The sequence below is a fragment of the Vibrio sp. 10N.247.311.13 genome (genome assembly GCF_041467595.1).
In the GTDB taxonomy this organism is placed as follows: Bacteria; Pseudomonadota; Gammaproteobacteria; order Enterobacterales; family Vibrionaceae; genus Vibrio; species Vibrio crassostreae_C.
On record NZ_JBFSUX010000029.1, the window covers coordinates 14,608 to 38,275 of the forward strand.

The following is a 23,668-nucleotide window of genomic DNA, read 5'->3' on the forward strand; positions in this document are numbered from 1 at the left end:
CACAACCAAATTTAAAGAGTACGGCAGAAATCGATCGCTTGTTTAATGATGTCTTGAGGCACATCAGCAACCACTTCAGCAGTACCAATACTTGTTGGTAATACCAAACGCAACTGACCAGACAGCACTTTTTTATCGCGCATCATGTGCTTCATAAAGTCTTCAAAAGACATGCTTTCTGGCGTATGGATTGGTAGTTTCGCATTCTTGAGTATAGAAATAATTCGCTCAAGTTGCTGCTGAGAGATCAGTCCCTGTAATTGAGCTGTTTTAGCTGCCATTACAGTGCCTGACGACACAGCTTCACCATGTAGCCAATTACCATAGCCTAGTTCTGCTTCAATCGCATGACCAAATGTATGACCTAGGTTCAATAACGCTCTGATTCCTGACTCTTTTTCATCTAGAGCCACCACTTCAGCCTTAATTGCACAACAACGAGCAATCGCGGTAATCAGTGCTTCTTCATCAAGTTGATAAAGTTTCTCTAGATTCTGCTCCAACCAATCAAAGAAGGCTTCATCGTAAATGATGCCGTATTTGATCACCTCAGCAATGCCCGCTGCAAACTCACGCTCTGGAAGCGTTGATAAACAGTTGGTATCGATGATCACAGATTTCGGTTGGTAAAAAGCGCCGATCATATTCTTACCAAGAGGATGGTTTACTGCGGTTTTACCACCAACAGAAGAGTCCACTTGAGAAAGAAGGGTCGTCGGGATTTGAATGAAATCAATACCGCGCTGGTAACAAGAGGCAGCAAAACCGACCAAGTCACCGATAACACCACCTCCTAAAGCAATCACCACCACATCGCGGCTGTAATTTCCTTCAAGCATGTAGCTCATCACTGAATTGAACGTTTCAAGGGTTTTGTACTGTTCACCGTCTGGCAGCTCGAGAAGAGATGTCTGACAGCCGACTTGATCCAATAGCGATAAAATTTTATCAGCATAAAGAGGCGCTACTGTCACATTACTGATAACAACAACTTTCTGCTTACCTGATAAAAAAGAAAGGTACGCCGGGTCTTCAAATAACCCGGCGCCAATAGAGATAGGGTAGCTACGCTCAGCTAGATTGACCGTAATCCGTTCCATGGGTTTGCTCTCCGAAAAAATGAACTTAACGTTCTTCTAGCATTTTTACGATCTGGTTGGCTACCACTTTTGCACTTTGGTCGTCAGTACGAACTGTGTAGTCCGCCACTTCTTCGTATAGTGCGTTGCGAGATACAGCTAGATCTTCTAGCACATCACGCGGGTTGTCTGTTTGAAGTAGAGGGCGTTTCTTGTCGCGGTTAGTGCGAGCAAGTTGCTTTTCAATTGTTGTCTCTAGGTATACAACAATGCCTCGTGCAGATAGACGGTTACGGTTTTCTTTGCTCAACACTGAACCACCACCTGTCGCAAGAACAATACCTTGTTCTTCTGTCAGATCATTGATTACAGATTCTTCGCGCTTACGGAAACCTTCTTCGCCCTCAACATCAAAAACCCATGCGATGTCTGCGCCAGTGCGCTCTTCGATCACAGTGTCAGAGTCTAGAAACTCCATATGAAGTTGGGAAGCTAGGTGTCTACCAATTGTACTTTTGCCGGCGCCCATTGGGCCAACAAGAAAAATATTGCGTTTCTCAGCCATGTTTTTAGCAGTAATTTACAACGTTAATTCAATGACATCGCCACAAGGTAGGTCAGTACAAGTACTGAAATTAAAAGGCCCGTGGCACCGATTCCTCACAGATAATTCGTGATAAGACCCGAAATTATCAAGGTTAGGTGCCACTAATGCAACTTTATTTTTAATCTAATTGTTCATTACTGAATCACAACTTTGGGTGTGACAAAAATAAGTAGTTCACTTTTACCCACATTTTCATAGCTGCGACGGAACAATGCGCCCAAAACTGGCAGGTCCCCCAACAGAGGAACTTTATCCACTGTACTGCTCACGCTGTGCTGAAATATCCCGCCAAGCACGACAGTTTCACCATTATTAACAAGCACTTGCGTACCTATTCTTTGCGTATCAATGGCGACCGCTTCACCGGTTCCAGTTTTTACCACTTGCCCTGGCCTATCTTGAGTCACGCTCAAATCCAATACCAAACGATTGTCGGGTGTGATCTGCGGTGTCACCTTAAGACTCAACACGGCTTTCTTAAATGCAACCGACGTAGCGCCACTTGAAGATGACTCTAAGTAAGGAATTTCAGTACCTTGCTCAATATAAGCCGGCTTTTTATTGGTGGTGATTAAGCGTGGACTAGAAATGATTTCAGCTTTTGACTCTTGTTGCAGTGCCGACAGTTCAAGATCGAGTAAGGTATCTGAACCCAGTTTGGCCACCTGAAACGCAATACTCGAGGCGTTCGGCGATGTTGCCCCTAAATTGACGTTGAGATAGTCATCAATCACGCTGCTGCCGCTATCGTCGTCATACGGCGTAATCGCTGATGGGTGGTTACCTTCGATTGAGCCACCAACGGTGAAGCTTCCGTTGGTTGAGGAAACGCCCCAGCGCACGCCAAGCTCATCAAGATTACCCTCAGTAACCGTGACAATACGTGCCTCTATCTGTACCTGCTTCACGGGAATGTCTAACGATTCAATGATGCCTCGGATCACGGCAATGTTTTCTTCCAATTCACGAATGAGCAGTGAGTTGGTGCGCTCATCAATGGTAATCGAACCACGATCGGACAACATGCTGACCGCACCTTCACCTCCAATCATGTCAGCGATGTCGGTGGCTTTAGCAAAGTTAATCTTGATGATTTCCGATTTAAGCTCCCCTAACTCCTCTTCTAAGCGCGATTTCTCTAACGCTTGTTGCTCTCGAAGGTCGAGCTCCGCTTTCGGCGCGACCAAGATAACATTGCCATCAACACGCTTATCCAAGCCTTTAACTTGCAAGATAATGTCGAGAACTTGCTGCCAAGGTACGCCATCTAAGCGTAACGTCAGGTTTCCGGCTACCGAATCAGACACCACGAGATTGAAGTCGTTGTAATCGGCAATCAGTTGCAGGACATTTCGTACCGGGATATCCTGGAAGTTAATCGATATCAGCTTGCCCTCTTTCTCTAGAACGCTTTTTTCTTTGGTCGCTTCATCGAGCACCGGTTTGCTGATCACCACCTCAATAAAGCGCCCCTTTAGGTTGTATTCATACTGATAGTCATTGCTAATCGTCGCTAGAAGCCGAGTGCTTGGTGTCTCTTTATAGACTTCAATGCCTTCAACCAAGGTAGCGAAATCCTTCACATCCAGCAGGTAGAGCTTGTCATCATCAACTTGAGTATTGATTAGCTCGATACTTAACCCTTCCTGAGCTCGTTGAACATCCACCACTGCTGTGCTGGTCGCCAGCTCAATAATGATGACGGCGTCTTTATCCTTATTGACCCTAAAATCAATATTCTCCAATTTGTTCGGTAAGCTCTCGGCATGGCTGAGCACGCTAACAACCAACATCACAGACACAGCAAAACCTTGTAGAGCCTTGCTCACTAATCCACTTATTCCTTCAATCATATTTACATCTCATATCCACATCATGTGACATTGGTTTACTTCAGAGCCAGCCTAACGTTGCGCTTATGCCAACAACCTAAGCCATCTGGAAGAGTTTCATTAATCTGAACGTATTGGCTCGTCACCTTAGTAACTCGGCCATTGTTTAAGCCGATAAACTGGCCTTTCTTGACGTTTACCACGTTGCCTTTGGGTGTTTGCACTAAGCCGAACACGCTTGAGCCACTGCCCATCACGCCTCTTAAACGAAGCTTACTCAGCGGGTACTTCTCTAACTTTCCGTTACGAGAGCGAGCGCTAGGTTGCCAGCAGTCTTTCTTAACCAAAGGCTGGTTTTGCACAATGGCTTCTTTAGGGAGTTCAAAGGGAGGACGAAAGGCGCGGCGCTGATAAGTTGCTGCCAAGAACTCAGTCGCAGGGACAAGTTGCTCGACGTCTTTTCTCGCCTTGGCTTCAACCTGCACCACAAAGTCTTCGAGTGAGTCCTGATTGGCTTTGCAGCCTGACAGTGCAAGCAGCAACACGATTGAGTAAAGCGCGCTATTGGGTTTCATCATTGACCTCCGATTTAAACTGGTAGGTATAAGCTCGAACCCTAAAGTGCAACGTGCTGCTTTCTTGGCTGACTCGTTGCCAATTCACATCATCAAAGCTAATGATGCGCGGTAGCTTAGCGATGGCCGCAGAGAAGTCGCCAATCTCATGGTAGTCACCCGTCAGTTCGATATTGAGCGGTAAACGATAGAGGAACTCCTTGTTCTGCTTTTGTCCCCAATCGATTCGAGTGAAGGTCAGCGAGTTATCCAAGCCGAGTTCATTCACAGACGCCAACATACTGGCCAGCTCTTTTTGAACCGGCAGCTGCTCCAACAGATAATCGTAGCGACTAGTTAGCTCATCCAACTGGCTCTGCAACTTAGGTAAGGCTGCAACCTTGTTGGCCTTTATTCGCAAGGTCGCCTTTAAGGTTTGTTCTTGTTGCTTCATCTGTTGCAGTTCATCGTCGAGTGGCAACACATAAAGCCAAGTGCCGACACCTTGAATTAACACCATCAATACCAGAATGACTAAGAGCTGGGGCAGCAACGGCCACTCGGTGATCTCATCTATATCAAGCTCTTGCAGACTCATCATGCTTTGAAAGCTAGCCATGGTTAGCCCCCTTGCCTTTTCTATGTGCGGTCGTGCCCTCTAATGACACTGGACTGAACACAAAAGAGACCTTGAAGGTCGGAAACTCTTTATTGAAGCGCTTGCGATTATGAACGATAGAGTGCATCTCAACCCCTTCCAGAGAATCAGATCGTTCTAAGTTGTCCAACATAGTGGCGAGACGAGCCGTACTGTCGCTGATGCCCGACATCTCTATCTCCTGACCATTCATCTTTATCTTGTCGACATACACGCCCTCAGGGATAAGCTCCGGCATCAAGTTCATGAAGTCGGTGGTCTTATTGCGGCCAAGCTGTAAAGACTCCACTACATCCAGTCGAGTCAGAATGGCTTTGTGCTCTTGCTCGGCGACTTTCAGTGACTGAATTTGTCGATCAAGCTCAGCGATGTATTGATTGAGATAATTAAGGCGCGCTTGCTGCTTGGCTTGTTGGTCGTGAAAGTAGTTACCGACCGCCCATTGCCCACCAAGCGCAATGATGACGCCAAGAATGACCAGATGGATAAAACGCTTCTTGTGCTGAGCACGAATCTCATCACGCCACGGCAGCAGGTTAATTTGATGCAACATGCTTCTCTCCCTGCCACTTGAGTCCACTCATCGCCATACCCGCCGCGATACCAAAGTGTTGCCAGTCCATCGGCAGTCGGCGTCTCTTTGCGACCTTATTCTCAAACAGAGACAAAGGATTTAATGACTCACAGCTCAGCTGAAAATGCCGTTCTAGCTCTTCGGTTACCATAGGAATACTGGCGCCCTCGCCCATCAACCAAATCCCAGAAATAGGTTGTTGCGCATTTCCCGATGAATAAAGCTGCAATTGACGCTTGAGCTTCTCAATCAGGTTAACGATGAATTGATGTGTCTCTTCCATAGTACCGAACACGCTCTCGATATCACTCGGGTCATCTGAGCTGCGAAGATCTTGAGTGCCAAAGGCGATGTCTTTATAGAAAGGCGCCGAATTCTGCGGGATAACCCCTAGCGAGGTTTGGTCGATTCCAACATCCACTAGCAACCAGTTTTTCTTATCGGGATACAGGCGCGAGGCCAATTGCCAGATATTAAGTAGCCCATGCGCCTGTGTATCCACCACCACAGGTTTGAAGCCAGCCTTGGTTAATGCATCCGCTCGGCTATCCACAACTTCTTTACGAGTGGCGTATACCTGATAACTGCTTGTCGAACCTTTACCAAATCGTTTGTCTTCCAGCTTTACAAAATCTAAACTCAGCTCCTCGATAGGGAAGGGAGATTGATGGGCGAAGGTTTGATAGATAGAAAACTCTTTTTCTCTGTCTTCTAACTCACTCTCTATTTGCAGTACTTTGCTGATCACCGTGTTATCAGGTACCGAAATGGCGACGTTGCGACAGCCAAAAGGCAGTCCTTTCCTAAGTTCTTTAAGTTTCTTAACAGTTTTCTGATACTCCAAAGTATGGTTAGCTGTAAAAATGTCGTCCGAAATCGGCAGCTCTTTGTATCCCACTAGGGCATACAACTCCCCCACGGGTTTTAGTACCACGGCTTTGATGCTGTGATGATTTATATCTATACCTGTAATTAATGATGAACCCATGTGACCTAGCTCCTGAAGTGCCAAGCATTTCGTTGATTATCTAGGGGTTGTGATTATTAGTTAAATAAGCGTTAATAAACGAAAGCTAAGTTTTTAGCCTAGAGTACAAGGGTTTGCTGCTTATCAGCCTTAACTAATCAGGGATTATCCGGTGAAGTTCATAAAGCGATTATTCATATTTACATTGATTTGCATGATTCTTGGAGTCAGTACAATTTTCGGGTTTTATTTTTACGTAAAACCAGAGTTGCCTGATGTTGCCACTTTGCGCGACGTAGAACTCCAAACGCCGATGCAAGTCTTCAGTCAAGACGGTAAGCTGATCTCTAAATTTGGTGAAAAGCGTCGTAATCCAGTCACTTATGACGAGATTCCTCGCCACTTAGTTGAGGCTCTGATTGCCACCGAAGATAGCCGTTTCTATGAACACCCAGGTATTGACCCAATCGGTATCACACGTGCAGCACTCGTGGTTGCAATGTCGGGTTCAGCCAAACAAGGTGCGAGTACCATTACTCAGCAGCTTGCGCGTAACTTCTTCTTATCTAATGAGAAAAAGATTATGCGTAAGATCAAAGAGATCTTCATTGCGATCCACATTGAGCAACTTCTTAGTAAAGAAGAGATCATGGAGCTTTACGTCAACAAGATCTTCCTTGGTCACCGTTCGTATGGTTTTGGCGCGGCAGCACGTGTTTACTTCGGTAAAGATCTTCCTGATCTCACGCTGAGTGAAATTGCGACCCTTGCGGGTATGCCAAAAGCACCTTCGACAATGAACCCTATTTACTCTGTTGAGCGCGCGACTAACCGTCGTAACGTTGTATTGCGTCGTATGTTAGACGAGAAATACATCACTCAAGCAGAGTTCGATGACGCTCGTAGCGAAGAGCTTATCTCGAAATACCACGGTGCAGAGATCGAACTGAGCGCGCCATATGTTGCTGAAGTTGCACGTGCTTGGATGGTGGAACGCTATGGTGAAGAAGCTTATACATCAGGCATGAAGGTCTACACGACCGTTGATTCGAAACTGCAAAAAGCAGCGAACCAAGCCGCAATTAAGAACCTACTTGGCTACGATGAGCGTCACGGCTACCGTGGTGCTGAAAAAGTATTGTGGCAGACTGCGCAATCAGCGTGGGATCAAGAACAAATCGTTAAACACCTTAAGTCTCAACCAACCTATGGTGACCTAGTCCCTGCTGTTGTTACCGCGGTTGATTCGAAAAGTGCTCAAATTTGGGTTAAGAACCAAGGCGAAGGCACTATCGAATGGCAAGGCATGAACTGGGCGCGTAAATTCCTAACGGATAACCGCCAAGGACCAGCGCCTTCTCAAGCGAAAGAAATTCTGGCGGTTGGTGAACAAATCTGGGTTCGCCATGAAGCCGTTACCGGCGATGAAGTCTCTGAAGAGCCGACAGAAGAGTCAGCGACTGCAGAATCAGAAACACCGATTGTATGGCGACTAAGCCAAGTACCGAATGCGAACACAGCATTTGTTGCAATGAACCCGAACAACGGCGCGGTATTGTCGATGGTCGGTGGCTTTAACTTTGTCCACAACAAGTTCAACCGTGCAACGCAATCTATTCGTCAGGTGGGTTCTGGTATCAAACCCTTTATCTACTCAGCAGCGATTGAGAAAGGCTTAACGCTAGCCTCACTGATCAACGATGCACCGATTAACCAATGGGATAAGAGCCAAGGTACCGCATGGCGACCAAAGAACTCGCCACCGACTTACGTGGGTCCAACTCGTTTACGTATTGGCTTAGCTCAGTCTAAAAACGTAATGGCGGTACGTGTACTGCGCGAAGTAGGTCTAGATGATACTCGTAACTACCTAACTCGATTTGGCTTTGATATTGATGAAGTTCCGCGCTCTGAAACCATTGCTCTGGGTGCGGGTAGCTTAACGCCAATGAAAGTAGCTCAAGGTTACTCAGTATTCGCTAATGGCGGCTACTACGTTGAACCTTTCTACATCAGTCGCATTGAGACACCATTTGGTGAGACTGAATTTGAAGCGACACCAAAAGTGGTTTGTAAAGACGATTGCCAACAGCAAATGACCTCAGACCCAATGGCTGATGAGTTTGCAGAGCAAGATGTGGATGCCAAAGTACAATACGCACCTCAAGTTATCTCTGAACAGAACGCATTCCTTGTTCGTGAAATGATGTACAGCAACATCTGGGGTGGCGGTGATTGGAGCGCAGGTACGGGTTGGAACGGTACAGGTTGGCGTGCACAGCCGTTGAAGCGTCGTGACATTGGCGGAAAAACGGGTACCACCAACGATTCGAAAGATACTTGGTACAGCGGTTACGGCCCTGGCATGGTTGCAACGGTATGGGTTGGTTTTGATAACCACAACCGCAACCTAGGCAGAACCAAAGCGAACTCAAATCTTGGTAAGAACCAAATTACGGGTGCAGAAGCTGGCGCGAAAACAGCAGAACCTGCATGGGTTGATTTCATGGGTACGGCGTTAGCGGGTGTTCCTGCTGAGCGTAAAGAGATTCCTGAGAACATCGTCCGTGTTCGTATCGACCGTGAAACTGGCTTACTGACCAACAAGTTCGATAGCTCATCAATGTTCGAGTACTTCGAGAAAGGCACAGAGCCAACCGAGTACATCACTGAACGTTTCAATGATGACATCTACTCAACCTCATCAGGTGAAGCAGTAGAAGAACTGTTCTAACTAAGGTTTGTAGAACCTAGTAACATGAACCAACAAAAAGGGTTGATATGAATTCATATCAACCCTTTTTATATATCTATATCTGACCAGACTAGGCTCTAAATTCAAGCGCTAAGCCGTCTTCTCCAGTTGAGTTCGAATCGTCTCAGCCAGTTGCTCGAAACGTCCCTTCAATGGAGAGCCCGGACGATAAGCCACGACAATTCGACGTGAAGGTGTTGGATTCACCGCAGGTACGTAACACACACCATCTTTCTGCTTTTCCTTTGGCACCGATAACTGAGGTAGCAAGGTAATGCCCGCCCCCGCCGCGACCATGTTACGCAGCGTTTCTAAGCTGGTTGCCTTAAAGCGCTCGTCATCTTTGGCACCCGCAGCAAAACAGAAACCCAAGGCTTGGTCTCTTAAACAGTGACCGTCACCTAGCGCCAGTACGGTTTGTCCATTTAGCTGCAGCATATCGACAGTGTCTTGTTGAGCCCACTCGTGGTCACATGGAACGGCAACACTTAACGGCTCGTCATACACATCAATCTCTTTAAACACCGCCGTTTCATCAACCGCAGCCAGTACCAAGCAATCAAGCTTGCCGTCTTCCAGTTGACTCACTAACTGATGGGTCTGAGCTTCATGCAGGTAAAGCTCAAGATCTGGGAAGCTCTCTTTAAGATGAGGAACAATCTTAGGCAAGATGTAAGGACCCACGGTTGGAATAAAACCAATGTGCATTGGCCCCGTCATCGCTTCACCGTGTCCACTCGCCATATCTTTAAAAGTTTTCACTTCATTGAGAATACGCTTGGCTTGTTCAACAAGTTGTAACCCTGATTCTGTAAATATCACCTTCCTTGGACTACGCTCGGTTAACTGAAGTCCAATTTCATCTTCGAGTTTGCGTATTTGACCGCTTAGTGTCGGCTGACTGACAAAGCACGCTTCTGCCGCTTTTCGGAAGTGTTTATGCTCTGCGAGCGCCACCAAGTATTCAAAGTCACGAATGTTCATGATCAGTCTCTTACCTCAGGTTTTAATAAGAACAAGGGTTCTAATAGAAACATTTAAAAGAAAAATGCTCTTGATAGAATTTACCTATCAAAACCATAACATCAAACGATTAGAGCTATCAAAGGATTTATCTAATAATGGGCTCAACGAAACGAAACAGAGCGAAGAAAAACGTTAAGCTCTGATAGAACAAAATTAAAAATACTATTTAAGGAAATCAATATGTTTGCATCTAAAGAAGGTCAATCAATCCCTCAAGTAACATTCCCAACTCGCCAAGGTGATGCATGGGTTAACGTAACTACTGAAGAGCTATTCAAAGACAAGACAGTTATCGTATTCAGCCTACCAGGTGCGTTTACGCCAACATGTTCGTCAAGCCACCTACCTCGTTACAACGAGCTACACTCTGTATTCAAAGAAAACGGTGTTGATGACATTCTGTGTGTTTCAGTAAACGACACATTCGTAATGAACGCTTGGAAAGCAGACCAAGAAGCGGAAAACATCACATTCATCCCAGATGGTAACGGTGATTTCACAGACGGCATGGGTATGCTAGTTGAGAAAAACGACATCGGCTTCGGCAAACGTTCATGGCGTTACAGCATGCTGGTTAAAAACGGCGTGGTAGAAAAAATGTTCATCGAAGAAGACGTACCAGGCGACCCGTTCAAGGTTTCTGATGCAGATACTATGCTTAACTACCTTGCTCCTGAGCACAAAGAGCAAGAGTCAATCACAGTATTCACTAAGCCAGGCTGTCCTTTCTGTATGAAAGCAAAACAGAACCTAATCGACAAAGGTCTGAACTACGAAGAAGTGGTTCTAGGTAAAGATGCAACAACAGTAAGCCTACGTGCAATCTCTGGTCGCACTACCGTTCCTCAAGTATTCATCGGTGGCAAACACATCGGTGGTAGTGAAGAACTAGAAACTTTCCTAGGCTAATCGCTTCATCGCCGATATAGGCTTAGAAGTATCAGCTAACCCACCCTCTTGTGGGTTAGCTATTCCAAACACTCTTATCTGAGTTTTGGGAAAAAGAATATAGCTGGTGACTCGCCTGTCTTTTACTAACCTATAGTTAGCAATAAAAGCAGAGTCACAAGCTAAACCTAATAAAACAGAATCACAAAACTGACCCGCAATCCTGACTCTCAAAAAATCATCAGAGTTGGAGGGGTTCGTTCAAACCAAATTTAGCCATTGCGAGAAAATTATTATGAAACAAGTCAATGTAGATGTAGCAGTTATCGGGGGCGGTACGGCAGGTTTAGGTTCTTACCGCGCTGCAAAAGCACACACTGACAGTGTCGTGATGATTGAAGGTGGCCCTTACGGTACAACCTGTGCTCGTGTTGGTTGTATGCCATCTAAACTGCTTATTGCAGCTGCGGAAAGCGTACACCAAATCGAGAAAGCTCCGGCTTTTGGCGTTCACCCACAAGGTGATATCGTGATTAACGGCCGTGAAGTGATGGACCGAGTGAAGTTTGAGCGTGACCGTTTTGTTGGTTTTGTTTTAGAAGGCGTTGATGAAATCCCAGAGCAAGACAAGATCTCTGGCTACGCAAAGTTCTTAGATGACAACACACTACAAATTGATGACCACACGGTTGTCACCGCTAAGCGTATTGTTATCGCGACCGGTTCTCGCCCTGCATACCCTGCCGTTTGGAATGAGCTTGGCGATCGCCTGATCATTAACGACGACGTGTTCAGCTGGGATGATTTACCAGAATCGGTTGCGGTATTTGGCCCTGGTGTTATTGGTCTTGAGCTTGGTCAGTCACTGCACCGCTTAGGTGTGAAGACCAAACTGTTCGGTTTAGGTGGTCAAGTTGGCCCAGTAACTGATCCAGAGATCATGGCTTATGCAGATAAAGCTTTCAATGAAGAGTTCTATCTCGATGCCGACGTGAAAATCGAAAGCATGAAGCGCATTACCACTGAATCGGGTGAGCCACGTGTCGAAATCCAGTTCATCAATAAACAAGGTGAATTAGAAACTAACGTCGTTGAATACGTACTAGCAGCAACAGGTCGTCGCCCTAACACTGACAAGCTTGGCTTAGAGAATACCTCTCTAGAGCTTGATGAACGTGGTGTGCCAATCGCAGACCACTACACGCTACAAACATCACTACCATCAATATTTATCGCTGGTGATGCGAGTAACCAACTGCCTCTACTGCATGAAGCAGCAGACCAAGCTCGTATTGCGGGTGACAATGCAGGTCGCTTCCCAGAGATTCGTGCAGGCCTACGCCGCTCTAAAATCTCGGCAGTATTCTCTGACCCGCAAATCGCGATGGTTGGTGAAACCTACAAAGAGATCACCACACGCTTAGGCACATGTGGCTGTTTCGCAACGGGTGAAGTGTCTTTCGAAAACCAAGGTCGTTCACGAGTGATGCTTCGCAACAAAGGTATTCTGCACGTATACGGCGAGCAAGGCACAGGCCGCTTCCTTGGTGCTGAGATGATGGGACCAAACGCAGAACACTTGGCTCACTTATTAGCATGGGCACACCAGAACAAGATGACGGTTTCTGAGATGCTAGACATGCCGTTCTACCACCCAGTAATCGAAGAGGGTGTACGAACTGCCCTACGTGACCTGAATGCGAAACTGCACCTAGGCCCAGAGATGGTGAAACACTGCCTAGATTGTGGCCCTGGTTGTTAATCTCAGACTAGCGCCAGTCAATTAGCAGTTAACAAACGTTAGATACTAAAAAGGAAAGCCATTGGCTTTCCTTTTTGTTTTTGGCAACGAGTAAACTATAGATTCCCGATTACGCTCCTTCGTCGCTCTCGGGAATGACAGCAATTTTCATACACGTCTAGGCGAAGCTAACCAGAATAACGGTGCTTTTCAAAACGCGTCTAAACTGAAACAAATCAAAGTGACGCATCAGCTAAACCAAAACTAAACTCGTCATTCCAGAACCGAGGGACGAGGTATCTGGAATCTCTTGAAGCCATTGCGTCACTAAAAGCTTTAAGCAATTACTTCTCAGCAGCAATCACAGAGATCTCAACCAATAGCGCTTCGCGAGCCATGTCGCCAGTCACACATGCGCGAGCTGGAGCGTGACCTTCTGGTACCCATGCATCCCACACTGCATTCATTTCTTGGAAGTCTTTCATGTCTTTCAAGTAAATCGTTGCTGACAGCATGTGCTCTTTGTCGCTGCCTGCTTGCTCAAGTAGCGCTTCTACTTTATCTAACATGGTTTGAGTTTGTTCAGTGATGTCTTTAGTTGCATCAGCACAAACTTGGCCACATAGGTAGATAGTACCGTTGTGTTTAACAATACGGCTCATACGTTGCTTGGTTTCTTGGCGCTCAATCATCGACTTTCTCTCTCTGTGTCACCGTGATCCAATATCTTGTGACGTGTTATTATCAGGGCAACAAGCATAACGCGAATCAAACCCAAGATGACATGCATTCATTGCAATAACAGTGAAAAAATCCGTAACAAACTCGGTCGCTGCCAGCGTTGCATGAATCAGCTGATGGTGTTGTCGATTTTGAGTTGGGGAGTATGGTGGCTGTTTTTCAGAGAAGACCCGAAAACCATCAATGCCATCGCTTTGATGATGGCGGCTTTCGCATTCAGTGGCTTGTTATCGCTGCATTGGATAATGAAGTTTGTAGTGCTGCCTTTTAGGAACAAAAAGCGTTAGCTGAGGTGTTTGTTGGATAGGCAATAATGATTAGATGATAGGTTCAATATTCCAATAATTGGTCACAACCATCGAACGAGTATAATTCTCCAAACAGCAGATAGAAAAAAGCCCCAGAACCAATCGATTCTAGGGCTTTCTTAGAAAATTCTAAGAAAAAGCAGTGGTACTTTAATAGACCGGGCTTTTCTTAATTTGTTCCCAAAAAAGATCAGATTTTTGATCTTTTTTTTAGGGACTATAAAATCAATGCCTTATGCAACATTTACCTTAGCGATAATCTGCTCGACCAAGTTCACTTCCAATGCCACTTCATCACACGCATGTTGACGAGGACACTGGTCACAATCTTTCAGTACCTTCTCAGGCAACAGAGATTTCGATGTCGGTAAGAAATCATGCTTCATGAAGAACTCAGGTGTACGAGTCAGCACAAACACCTTCTTGATGGCCATTTGTCGCGCTTTCTCAACCAAGTGCTGCACAATTGCGGTACCCTGCCCTTGACCTTGCCAGCCAGCTTCGACACCCAGTGAACGGATTTCCGCTAGGCCAGAGTCATACACATAGAGTGATGCACAACCTGTCACCTCACCATGATGCTCTGCGACCGCAAACGAGCCAATATCACGCACCAGTTCATTACGAGAACGAGGTAGGTTTTCACCCATGTTCGCCCAGTAAGCGACCATACCTTCCAACGCTTCAATATCGGTCAGACGAGCAGGACGAACCTTGACGATGGACGTATCACGCTGTGATAAACGTTTCTCAGCTTGGTCAACCGCGTAAGCCACTTGCTGTGGAGATACACCGCCTAGCGCGCTACGTTTTTCAAGACACGATTCAATGGTCAGGATGTCATACACATCTTCCTCAATCACCTCAGAGAACTCTTTCATCTCTGCGATGGTTAATTCTTCTAATGCACAGCCTTTAGCAATCGCCGCCACTACCGTCACACCAACAATATGGTGAGCTTCACGGAAAGGAATCCCTTTCGCTACTAGGTAATCAGCCAATTCAGTTGAGTTCGCGTAGCCTTGTTTCGCGGCTTCAAGTGTACGTTCGCCGTTCACTTTAATGCCGTCAAAACAGAGTGCTGCCATTTCCATACAATCATTCCAAGTATCTAAAGCGTCGAACAGACCTTCTTTATCTTCTTGCATGTCTTTGTTGTACGCCAAAGGCAGAGCTTTTACTGTCATCATCATTGCCGCTAATGAACCGTAAACACGGCCAGTTTTGCCACGGATAAGCTCTAGCGCATCTGGGTTTTTCTTTTGTGGCATCAGAGATGAACCTGACGTCACGGTATCCGCTAACTCGATGAAGTTTGATTCACCTGAGTTGTAGAAAATCATATCTTCTGCAAGACGCGAAAGGTGAAGCATAGAGATAGAAGCAATCGACATTAGCTCCATCACATGGTCGCGGTCAGAAACTGAATCTAGAGAGTTGCGCGTTGCACGACGGAAACCTAAGTTGTGAGCTAACTCTTCACGGTCCATCGGGTAAGCTGTTCCAGCAAGGGCACCAGAACCCAGCGGACATGTGTCTAGACGCTTAATCGCATCATTCAAACGTGAATAATCACGCTCAAGCATTTCAACGTAAGCCAAGCACCAGTGAGCAAAAGTTACCGGCTGAGCACGTTGTAAGTGAGTGTAGCCAGGAAGCACGGTTTCTTGATGCTGAGAAGCAACGTTCACCATTTGGCTTTGTAGGCGATCCAATGCTAGTAGCAGTTGGTTACCTTGCTGACGACACCATAGTTTCAGGTCTGTCGCCACTTGGTCGTTACGAGAACGGCCAGTGTGAAGTTTTTTGCCCAAGTCACCGACTTTGCCGATAAGTTGCTGCTCAACCCAGCTGTGAATATCTTCTGCATCAGAACGTAGAATCTGTTCAGGATCTTCCATCACCTCAAGTTTTAGCTCATTCAGCGCTAACTCAAGCTTCTGTTGCTCTTCTTCTGTTAATACGTTGACCGACAGTAGAGCTTTAGACCAGGCAATTGAGCCCACAATGTCTTGCTCAGCCAATCGGTAATCAAAACGAAGAGAATCGTTAAAATCTTTGAACCGGGTGTCTGCTGCTTGGGTAAATCTACCGCCCCATAATGCCATTGTGTATCTCCTAATTGCACAGTGCTCACTGTTTTTGCAAATGATAATTCTGATTAAGATTCAGTATTTTTCTGATGGTTTAAACTTACGGCAATTCAAAATGAAAATAAAGTATTAATTCATTATTTTCACATATTTATTCACCAACAGTTCAATCCATTGATTATTTTTAGCGTGGAGCGCGAATTATATGCCATCCGATAGGAAAAACCGAAGCTGATTTATTAGGCAAATAGAAAGTAAAAAGCCCACTCACTAATCAATAGTGAATGGGCTTTGCATAATAATGTCTGTTTACTAACCTTCAATCTTTCATCAAAGGCTAACTCACTAACTCATTGTTAGGATTACTTTTGGCTATTCAAAGCACGGATACGGCTTGATAGCGAGTAAAGGCGGATGAAGCCTTCAGCATGGCTTTGGTCGTAAACTTCATCTTCACCAAAGGTTGCAAACTCTTCTGAGTACAGGCTGTTGTCAGAACGCTTCTGAGTCACCGTTGCATGGCCTTTGTAAAGCTTGATAACCACTTCACCATTCACGTCTTGTGCTAGCTCTTCTGTCGCGGCAAGGATTGACTTACATAGTGGAGTGAACCAACGACCATCGTATACAAGGTGAGAAGCCTTAACACCGAGCTCTTCACGGAATTCGAATGCCGCTTTATCAAGAACCAGTTGCTCTACTGCACGCAGTGCTTCCATCATGATTGTGCCACCCGGAGTTTCGTAACAACCACGAGACTTCATGCCAACAAGACGGTTCTCTACGATATCGATACGACCAACACCGTGCTTAGCACCTTTCTCGTTTAGGTAAACCAGTGCGTTGTATGGCGTCATTGCTTCGCCATCAACCGCAACCACTTCGCCTTTTTCAACTTTAAGCGTCACTGTTTCAGATTCGTTTGGCGCTTGCTCAGGGTCTACAGTCCAAGCCCAGCAATCTTCGTTAGGTGCATTCCATGTGTTTTCTAGAACGCCGCCTTCTGTTGAGATGTGCCATGCGTTTGCATCACGCGAGTAAATCTTAGTAAGAGAAGCCGTACAAGGGATGTTACGCTCAGCCAGGTAATCTAGACACTCTTCACGACTCACTAGATCCCATTCACGCCATGGTGCAATTACGTGTAGATCAGGTGCTAGTGCAGCAAATGCGCCTTCAAAACGAACTTGGTCATTACCTTTACCAGTACAGCCGTGACACAGTGCGTCTGCACCTACTTTACGTGCGACTTCAACCTGTGCTTTCGCGATGATTGGACGCGCCATCGACGTACCTAGTAGGTATTTACCTTCGTAGTAAGCGCCCGTTTTCAGCGTTGGGTAGATGTAGTCAGCAACCATCTCTTCTTTAAGGTCTGCGATGTAACACTCAGATGCACCAGAAGCTTTTGCTTTCTCTTCGATACCAATCAACTCTTCGTCGCCTTGACCAACATCCGCAACAAACGCAACCACTTCACAGTCATAGTTCTCTTTCAACCATGGAATGATTACTGATGTGTCTAGACCGCCAGAGTAGGCTACTACAACTTTCTTTACGTTAACTTTGCTCATTTTCTTTCTCCTAGTTTCCATACTGCACATGGCGGTCAGCGTTGGAAATGACTTCATAATTATATGTTTATTTAATTTGTCTAAATTCTTTAAGTAGTGACTCGTTGTGAGACCTACTGAGGTAAAAACTGTGTTCCTATGCTTTTACCTGAAAACAGTTGTGTTAGCTTTTCTGGGTATCGCCAAGTGGCAACTTCGATTGGTCGTCCAAGGTCGTTAGCGGCTTCTAGTGCGGCTTGAACCTTAACGATCATGCCGTCGGTAATCACTTTGCCTGTAATAAGGTCATCAGCTTGTTGTTGATTAAGGCTTGGAATGAGGTGACCTTTGCCATCCAACACACCACTTACATCAGAAAGCAGTACCAGTTCAGCATCAAGTGCGCCTGCAACGGCAACCGCAGCTTGGTCGGCATTGACGTTCATCAGTTGGCCTTGCTCAGTCAGACCAATCGAGCTAATGATAGGCAGTGCGCCCGCATTAAGAATCGCTTGCAGAACGGTTGAGTCGCCCGGCTCCGCTTTTCCTACCGCCCCCAGTTCAGGGTTCAGTTCGCTCACTTTGCATAAACCACCGTCTGCTAGGCTTAAACCAACGGCATTGATACCGTCTTTAATCGCCTGACCTTGAAGTAATTTATTCGCCGTGCCCGCTAATGCACCAGCGATCACTGGGATCTGATCATAAGGAGTAACACGTAGCCCTTCTTTCTTAACGGTTTCGAGGTTCAACTTATTCATCAAATCATCAACAAGGTAACCGCCGCCGTGAACAATCACGATTGGTCGTTGTGCCTGTTGTTGGTAAGCAGAGATAGCACCAAATAACTTGCTAAGTGTTTCACCACAAGATAGCGCAGCGCCACCTAACTTTATGATTAATGGTTGATTATTAAGGCTCATATCTAGATTTCCTTACACTAACGCAGTTAATGGCGCAAAACCATAACGTAAATTTAAACACTGCATCGCTTGGCTAGATGCACCCTTTAATAAGTTATCAATCGCTGAAACAACGATGATGTGTTGACCTTGAACCTTCCAACCTAAGTCGCAGAAAGGTGTCTGTTCTACATCTTGAATTCTTGGCAATGTCTCTTCGAGTAATCTCACTGCTGGTTTACCTTGGTAAGCTTGTTCAAAGGCATCTTGTATCTGTTGTTCTGTCACGCCTTCAGCCAGTTTCATGGTGATGGTCGCTAAAATACCGCGCTTAAAGTTGCCGAGGTGTGGAGTGAAAATCACATCACATCCTAAATGTGCAGCCATTTCAGGTTGATGACGGTGATTGAAGACGCCATAAGCTTGCAAGCTCACTTCGCAGAAGCTGTTGACCATCGTCGCCTTGCGGCCTGCACCAGTCACACCGCTGGTTGCGTTAATCACTGGCCATTGGTTTTCATCCAGTAACTTGGCTTCAACCAAAGGCTTAATCGCCAGTTGTGATGCGGTTGGGTAACAACCCGCGACAGCGACAAGCTGAGCTTCTTTAATTTCTTGTTCGTTCCACTCAGCTAAACCGTAAGCCGCTTTGTCTAGCCATTGTTCGTGTTGATGTTCAAAACCGTAAAACTCTTGATAGAAGTTTTCGCCTTTAACTCTGAATGCACCCGATAGGTCGAAGACTTGGCAATCGTTCTCTAGAAAAATTGGCGCTAGGTCGTGACTGACTTCGTGTGCCGTTGCTAAGAAAATTACATCAGATTGTTTAGCTACTTCTTCCGGATTTGTTAAAGGTTGTACTGGCATATCAATCAAACCAGCTAACTTACCGTGCAGTGCCGCAATAGGTTTACCTGCGTCTACACTATTGGCTGAGACATATAAACCTGATAGCGTGAGCTCAGGGTGTCTGTTTATCATTAGAGCCAGTTCTGCTCCTGTGTAGCCGCTTGCGCCAATGATCGTGGTTTTCAACATCTCAATACATCCATTTTTGAGGTAAGTTACATTTCAAATTTGACTATTCATACTTAATTTTTAGCTTTATTTGATTTCTTATGCATTAAATGTGATTTAATATGTGTTTTACCGACTTATGGTTTTCCTGTCAATAGTAGAAGTGAAGTTATTATGCAATTACCGAGTTTTCTTGAGGTCTACAAAGGCCTAATTTCCACAGACTCTATTAGCTCGACCGATCCAAGCTGGGATCATGGCAACGAGAAAGTGATCGAAAAAATGGCTCAATGGTTTAAAGACGTAGGCTTTAGCGTTGAAGTCGTGGAAGTCGAACCCGGCAAGCATAATATGGTCGCTAAGATGGGATCGGGCGAAGGTGGCTTGCTACTCGCAGGACACAGCGACACAGTGCCATTTGATGAAGGACGTTGGAACTTCGACCCTCACGCACTAACAGAACACAACAATCGCTTCTATGGATTAGGCACAGCCGATATGAAAGGCTTTTTCGCTTTCGTTTATGAAGCGGCAAAGAAGATGGATTGGAGCAAACAGACCAAGCCGCTATATGTATTGGCAACCTGTGACGAAGAGACCACCATGCTGGGTGCGCGTCATTTCACTGAAAATGCACCGTTTAAACCGGATTACTGCATTATTGGTGAGCCAACCAGCCTTGTGCCGATTCGTGGCCATAAAGGCCATGTTGCTAACGCTGTGCGAGTAACGGGTAAATCAGGTCACTCTTCTGATCCTGCATTAGGTGTCAACGCCATCGAGATCATGCATGAAGTGTTGTTCGCTTTAATGCAACTGCGTGACAAGCTAGTCAAAGAGTATCACCACCCGGGTTTCGCAATTCCAAGCCCCACTCTAAACCTTGGCCATATTCACGGTGGCGACAGTGCCAACCGTATCTGTGGTTGCTGTGAGCTGCACTATGATGTGCGTCCTTTGCCAGGTATCAGCCTAGATGGCTTGGATAACATGCTGCGCAGCGCACTTAAAGAAGTGGAAGCAAAATGGCCGGGCAGAATCGAGATTACGCCACTGCACGAACCTATCCCAGGTTATGAGTGCCAACACGACCATCCATTTATTGGTGGCATGGAATCCGTTTGTGAGATTGAATCGCAAACCGTCAACTACTGCACTGAGGCACCTTTCCTTCAAGAACTTTGCCCAACCTTAGTGCTGGGTCCAGGCTCTATCGACCAAGCTCACCAACCAGATGAGTTCCTAAGCTTCGATTTTATCGATCCAACGATTGATGTTCTGAGTAAATCTATTCGTAAATATTGTTTCTAGTTATTGCTACCCTTGCGATACTTTTTTATAAAAGCTGCCCTAAAAGGTGGCTTTTATTCTGTTATCCCAGCCAAAGCCTGATCTTGTAATTAAATTTCACTTTATTCCGAAGTCTTGGAAAATTTACTTCTCCCGCATTTCGAAAACTAATAATTGCAAACTTAGAATGCTTTATTTGACTAGATACAGCACTTTTCGCTAGATTGTGTACTTAACAAGGAACAATGGATGTAATTTTTTTACGAGGCAGGATGACAATGAACGAGAAATACGCCGCTCTCAAGAGTAACGTAAGCATGCTGGGACGCTTGCTAGGTAACACAATCCAAGATGCACATGGTGACGTTATCTTAGAGAAAGTGGAGACTATCCGTAAACTTTCCAAATCCGCCCGCGCAGGCAACAAAGCTGACCGTGACAGCCTAGTTGAAGAAATCAAAAACCTGCCGAACGAACAACTCACTCCTGTTGCTCGTGCATTTAACCAATTTCTCAACCTCACCAACATGGCAGAGCAGTACCACACCATCTCTCGCCACTGTGAGGAGCATGTTTGTGAACCAGACGTGCTGCAATCTCTATTTTCCAAATTAAACCAGAATGACATCAGCAAGCTAGACGCGGCTCAAGCCGTTCGCGACCTGAACATTGAACTCGTTCTGACTGCACACCCAACAGAAATCACTCGTCGCACCATGATCAACAAGCTAGTTAAGATCAACGAGTGTCTGTCTAAATTAGAATTAAGCGACCTATCACACAAAGAGCGCGTGAAAACCGAACGCCGCCTAGAGCAACTGATCGCTCAAGGTTGGCACTCAGATGTGATTCGTCAGCAACGCCCTACGCCACTTGATGAAGCGAAATGGGGCTTTGCGGTTGTTGAAAACTCACTTTGGGAAGCGGTACCAGATTTCCTACGTGAAATGGACGGCCGACTAAAAGGCTACCTTGGTGAAGGTCTACCAATTGATGCGCGCCCGGTACACTTCTCATCTTGGATGGGCGGTGATCGCGATGGTAACCCATTCGTAACGCACACCATCACCAAAGAAGTACTGCGCCTATCTCGCTGGAAAGCCGCTGACCTTTACCTAGGTGACGTAAACGAGCTGATTACCGAACTATCGATGACTAAGTGTAATGATGCCGTTCGTGAACTAGCGGGTGATGAGCATGAAGCTTACCGAGCAATCCTAAAGAGCCTACGTACTCTGCTGAACAACACGTTAGAAGTGCTCGATGCAAAACTGCATGATGCTGAAGTACCGAAGAAAGAAACACTACAGAACATCGACCAACTTTGGACACCGCTTTACGCATGTTACCAATCGCTGCACGAATGTGGCATGGGCGTAATCGCAGACGGTTCTCTGCTTGATACTCTGCGCCGCCTAAAAGCGTTCGGTGTACACCTAGTTCGTCTCGATGTTCGTCAAGAAAGTACTCGTCACTCAGATGTACTGTCTGAACTGACTCGCTACCTAGGCATTGGCGACTACGACCAATGGAACGAGCAAGACAAGATTGCTTTCTTAACCAATGAATTAAGCTCTAAGCGTCCGCTTCTTCCTCGCGATTGGGAGCCATCTGAACAGGTTAAAGAGGTTTTAGACACCTGCAAGGTTATTGCTGCTCAACCTCGTGAAGCCTTCGGTGCTTACGTAATTTCTATGGCTCGTACTGCATCAGATGTACTGGCTGTTCACTTACTACTGCAAGAATGTGGCTGCCCATACCGCATGGACGTATGTCCGCTGTTCGAAACGCTAGACGACTTGAACAACTCGGAAGCAGTAATGAAACAGCTAATGAGCATCGACTTGTACCGTGGCTTTATCCAGAACCACCAAATGGTGATGATCGGATACTCTGACTCAGCGAAAGATGCGGGCGTAATGTCTGCAGGTTGGGCTCAATATGATGCAATGGACAAACTGGTTAAGGTTTGCGATGAAGAAGGCATTGAACTGACTCTATTCCACGGTCGTGGCGGTACGGTTGGTCGTGGTGGTGCTCCGGCGCACGCTGCTCTTCTTTCTCAGCCACCTAAGAGCTTGAAAGGCGGTTTACGTGTAACAGAGCAAGGCGAAATGATCCGCTTTAAACTTGGCTTACCAGACGTTGCTGTAAACAGCTTCAACCTTTACGCAAGCGCGATTCTAGAGGCGAACCTTCTGCCGCCACCTGAGCCAAAACAAGAGTGGCGCGACCTAATGGAAGTGCTATCTCAAGTATCTTGTGAGGCTTACCGCAACGTGGTTCGTGGCGAAGAGAAATTCGTACCTTACTTCCGTCAAGCGACACCTGAACTGGAGCTAGGTAAACTGCCTCTTGGCTCTCGCCCTGCGAAACGTAACCCGAACGGCGGCGTAGAAAGCCTACGTGCGATTCCATGGATCTTCTCTTGGAGCCAAAACCGTTTGGTACTGCCTGCATGGTTAGGCGCTGGTGAAGCGATTCAGTACTCTGTAGATCAAGGCCATCAAGCCCTGCTCGAAGAGATGTGTCGCGAGTGGCCGTTCTTCTCTACCCGTCTCGGTATGTTGGAAATGGTGTACTCGAAGTGCAACATGGAAATCGCTAAGTACTACGACCAACGCCTTGTTGACGAAGAGCTATTACCATTAGGTGAGTTACTGCGTGAACAGCTGCAAAAAGACATCAAAGCCGTGCTAAATGTTGAGAACAACGAGAACCTAATGCAGAGCGACCCTTGGGGACTTGAGTCAATCCGCCTACGTAACATCTACGTTGAGCCACTAAACATGCTTCAAGCTGAACTGCTTTACCGTACTCGTAAGTGTGAAACACCACCAGCAGAGCTTGAAGAAGCGCTAATGGTGACGATTGCAGGCATTGCAGCAGGCATGCGAAACACTGGTTAATTAGTGATTCCTACCATTCAACGGACAAAAGGTCGCCTAGTGCGACCTTTTTATTTCACAAAATAAGCAATACTGAGTTTTTTGTCAGTTTTTTGGGTTATTTTGTCCATGTATTCTACTTTATGCTTATTATTTAGATATACTACCGCTCCGCTGCGGAAACACTCCAAAAAA

The 23,668-nt window shown here is 46.1% G+C and carries 20 protein-coding genes; 7 read left to right on the forward strand and 13 right to left on the reverse strand.

All coding sequences use genetic code 11. The features are described 5' to 3' along the window. Positions 1 to 11 precede the first annotated feature (11 nt). The 7 genes from aroB to pilM form a co-directional block, all read right to left on the reverse strand. On the reverse strand, positions 12 to 1,100 hold the full coding sequence (gene aroB / locus AB6E52_RS13405) for a 3-dehydroquinate synthase (protein WP_017061124.1): 1,089 nt from the start codon (positions 1,098 to 1,100) through the stop codon (positions 12 to 14). A gap of 25 nt (positions 1,101 to 1,125) precedes the next feature. Then, entirely contained in the window at positions 1,126 to 1,644 is a 519-nt protein-coding gene (gene aroK, locus AB6E52_RS13410) for a shikimate kinase AroK (RefSeq protein ID WP_017061125.1), read from the reverse strand. A gap of 176 nt (positions 1,645 to 1,820) precedes the next feature. After that, entirely contained in the window at positions 1,821 to 3,539 is a 1,719-nt protein-coding gene (locus AB6E52_RS13415; protein ID WP_032547070.1) for a type IV pilus secretin PilQ, read from the reverse strand. Between the two features lie 35 nt (positions 3,540 to 3,574). Further along, positions 3,575 to 4,093, reverse strand: a complete 519-nt coding sequence (locus AB6E52_RS13420; protein WP_017066198.1) for a pilus assembly protein PilP — start codon at positions 4,091 to 4,093, stop codon at positions 3,575 to 3,577. Continuing rightward, positions 4,080 to 4,691, reverse strand: coding sequence for a type 4a pilus biogenesis protein PilO (locus tag AB6E52_RS13425; RefSeq protein WP_102319998.1), 612 nt, complete (start codon positions 4,689 to 4,691; stop codon positions 4,080 to 4,082). The genes AB6E52_RS13420 and AB6E52_RS13425 overlap by 14 nt, the downstream gene beginning before the upstream one ends. Continuing rightward, positions 4,684 to 5,283, reverse strand: a complete 600-nt coding sequence (locus AB6E52_RS13430; protein ID WP_102319999.1) for a PilN domain-containing protein — start codon at positions 5,281 to 5,283, stop codon at positions 4,684 to 4,686. The genes AB6E52_RS13425 and AB6E52_RS13430 overlap by 8 nt, the downstream gene beginning before the upstream one ends. Continuing rightward, positions 5,267 to 6,292, reverse strand: a complete 1,026-nt coding sequence (gene pilM, locus AB6E52_RS13435) for a type IV pilus assembly protein PilM (RefSeq protein WP_102320000.1) — start codon at positions 6,290 to 6,292, stop codon at positions 5,267 to 5,269. The genes AB6E52_RS13430 and pilM overlap by 17 nt, the downstream gene beginning before the upstream one ends. 151 nt (positions 6,293 to 6,443) lie before the next feature. Between pilM and AB6E52_RS13440 the strand changes: the two genes are divergently transcribed. Further along, positions 6,444 to 9,005, forward strand: coding sequence for a penicillin-binding protein 1A (locus tag AB6E52_RS13440; protein ID WP_198594309.1), 2,562 nt, complete (start codon positions 6,444 to 6,446; stop codon positions 9,003 to 9,005). 111 nt (positions 9,006 to 9,116) lie between these two features. Here AB6E52_RS13440 and oxyR read toward each other — a convergent pair whose 3' ends face one another. Beyond that, positions 9,117 to 10,010 carry a DNA-binding transcriptional regulator OxyR gene (gene oxyR, locus AB6E52_RS13445; RefSeq protein WP_017061132.1) on the reverse strand — a complete coding sequence of 298 codons (894 nt, stop codon included), beginning with the start codon at positions 10,008 to 10,010 and terminating at the stop codon, positions 9,117 to 9,119. Between oxyR and AB6E52_RS13450 the strand changes: the two genes are divergently transcribed. The 3 genes from AB6E52_RS13450 (at position 10,009) to AB6E52_RS13460 (ending at position 12,702) form a co-directional block, all read left to right on the forward strand. Beyond that, complete coding sequence (locus tag AB6E52_RS13450) at positions 10,009 to 10,188, forward strand: hypothetical protein (RefSeq protein ID WP_017096544.1); 180 nt, start codon at positions 10,009 to 10,011, stop codon at positions 10,186 to 10,188. The genes oxyR and AB6E52_RS13450 overlap by 2 nt on opposite strands. A 44-nt stretch (positions 10,189 to 10,232) precedes the next feature. Then, a complete protein-coding gene (locus AB6E52_RS13455; RefSeq protein WP_017061133.1) occupies positions 10,233 to 10,961 on the forward strand; it encodes a glutathione peroxidase in 729 nt (242 codons plus the stop codon). A 274-nt stretch (positions 10,962 to 11,235) separates the two neighbouring features. Then, positions 11,236 to 12,702 (forward strand): dihydrolipoyl dehydrogenase, encoded by a 1,467-nt coding sequence (locus AB6E52_RS13460; protein ID WP_017061134.1) that lies wholly within the window; start codon positions 11,236 to 11,238, stop codon positions 12,700 to 12,702. 323 nt (positions 12,703 to 13,025) lie between these two features. On the opposite strand, the gene AB6E52_RS13465 is transcribed toward AB6E52_RS13460, so the two are convergent. After that, positions 13,026 to 13,373, reverse strand: coding sequence for a RidA family protein (locus tag AB6E52_RS13465; protein ID WP_004729674.1), 348 nt, complete (start codon positions 13,371 to 13,373; stop codon positions 13,026 to 13,028). A gap of 87 nt (positions 13,374 to 13,460) precedes the next feature. Between AB6E52_RS13465 and AB6E52_RS13470 the strand changes: the two genes are divergently transcribed. Continuing rightward, positions 13,461 to 13,709, forward strand: coding sequence for a DUF3624 domain-containing protein (locus tag AB6E52_RS13470; RefSeq protein ID WP_102320002.1), 249 nt, complete (start codon positions 13,461 to 13,463; stop codon positions 13,707 to 13,709). A gap of 254 nt (positions 13,710 to 13,963) precedes the next feature. On the opposite strand, the gene argH is transcribed toward AB6E52_RS13470, so the two are convergent. The 4 genes from argH to argC form a co-directional block, all read right to left on the reverse strand. Further along, positions 13,964 to 15,838, reverse strand: coding sequence for an argininosuccinate lyase (gene argH / locus AB6E52_RS13475; RefSeq protein WP_017061136.1), 1,875 nt, complete (start codon positions 15,836 to 15,838; stop codon positions 13,964 to 13,966). A gap of 347 nt (positions 15,839 to 16,185) precedes the next feature. Continuing rightward, positions 16,186 to 17,397: an argininosuccinate synthase gene (locus tag AB6E52_RS13480; protein WP_102320003.1), complete on the reverse strand. Its 1,212-nt coding sequence runs from the start codon at positions 17,395 to 17,397 to the stop codon at positions 16,186 to 16,188. A gap of 113 nt (positions 17,398 to 17,510) precedes the next feature. Beyond that, positions 17,511 to 18,299 (reverse strand): acetylglutamate kinase, encoded by a 789-nt coding sequence (argB, locus tag AB6E52_RS13485; protein WP_017061138.1) that lies wholly within the window; start codon positions 18,297 to 18,299, stop codon positions 17,511 to 17,513. 12 nt (positions 18,300 to 18,311) lie between these two features. Further along, on the reverse strand, positions 18,312 to 19,316 hold the full coding sequence (gene argC, locus AB6E52_RS13490) for an N-acetyl-gamma-glutamyl-phosphate reductase (protein WP_017063685.1): 1,005 nt from the start codon (positions 19,314 to 19,316) through the stop codon (positions 18,312 to 18,314). A gap of 153 nt (positions 19,317 to 19,469) precedes the next feature. Between argC and argE the strand changes: the two genes are divergently transcribed. Both argE and ppc read left to right on the forward strand, forming a co-directional pair. After that, positions 19,470 to 20,606 (forward strand): acetylornithine deacetylase, encoded by a 1,137-nt coding sequence (gene argE / locus AB6E52_RS13495; RefSeq protein ID WP_004729680.1) that lies wholly within the window; start codon positions 19,470 to 19,472, stop codon positions 20,604 to 20,606. A 251-nt stretch (positions 20,607 to 20,857) separates the two neighbouring features. Next, entirely contained in the window at positions 20,858 to 23,494 is a 2,637-nt protein-coding gene (ppc, locus tag AB6E52_RS13500) for a phosphoenolpyruvate carboxylase (protein WP_017071318.1), read from the forward strand. Positions 23,495 to 23,668 lie beyond the last annotated feature (174 nt).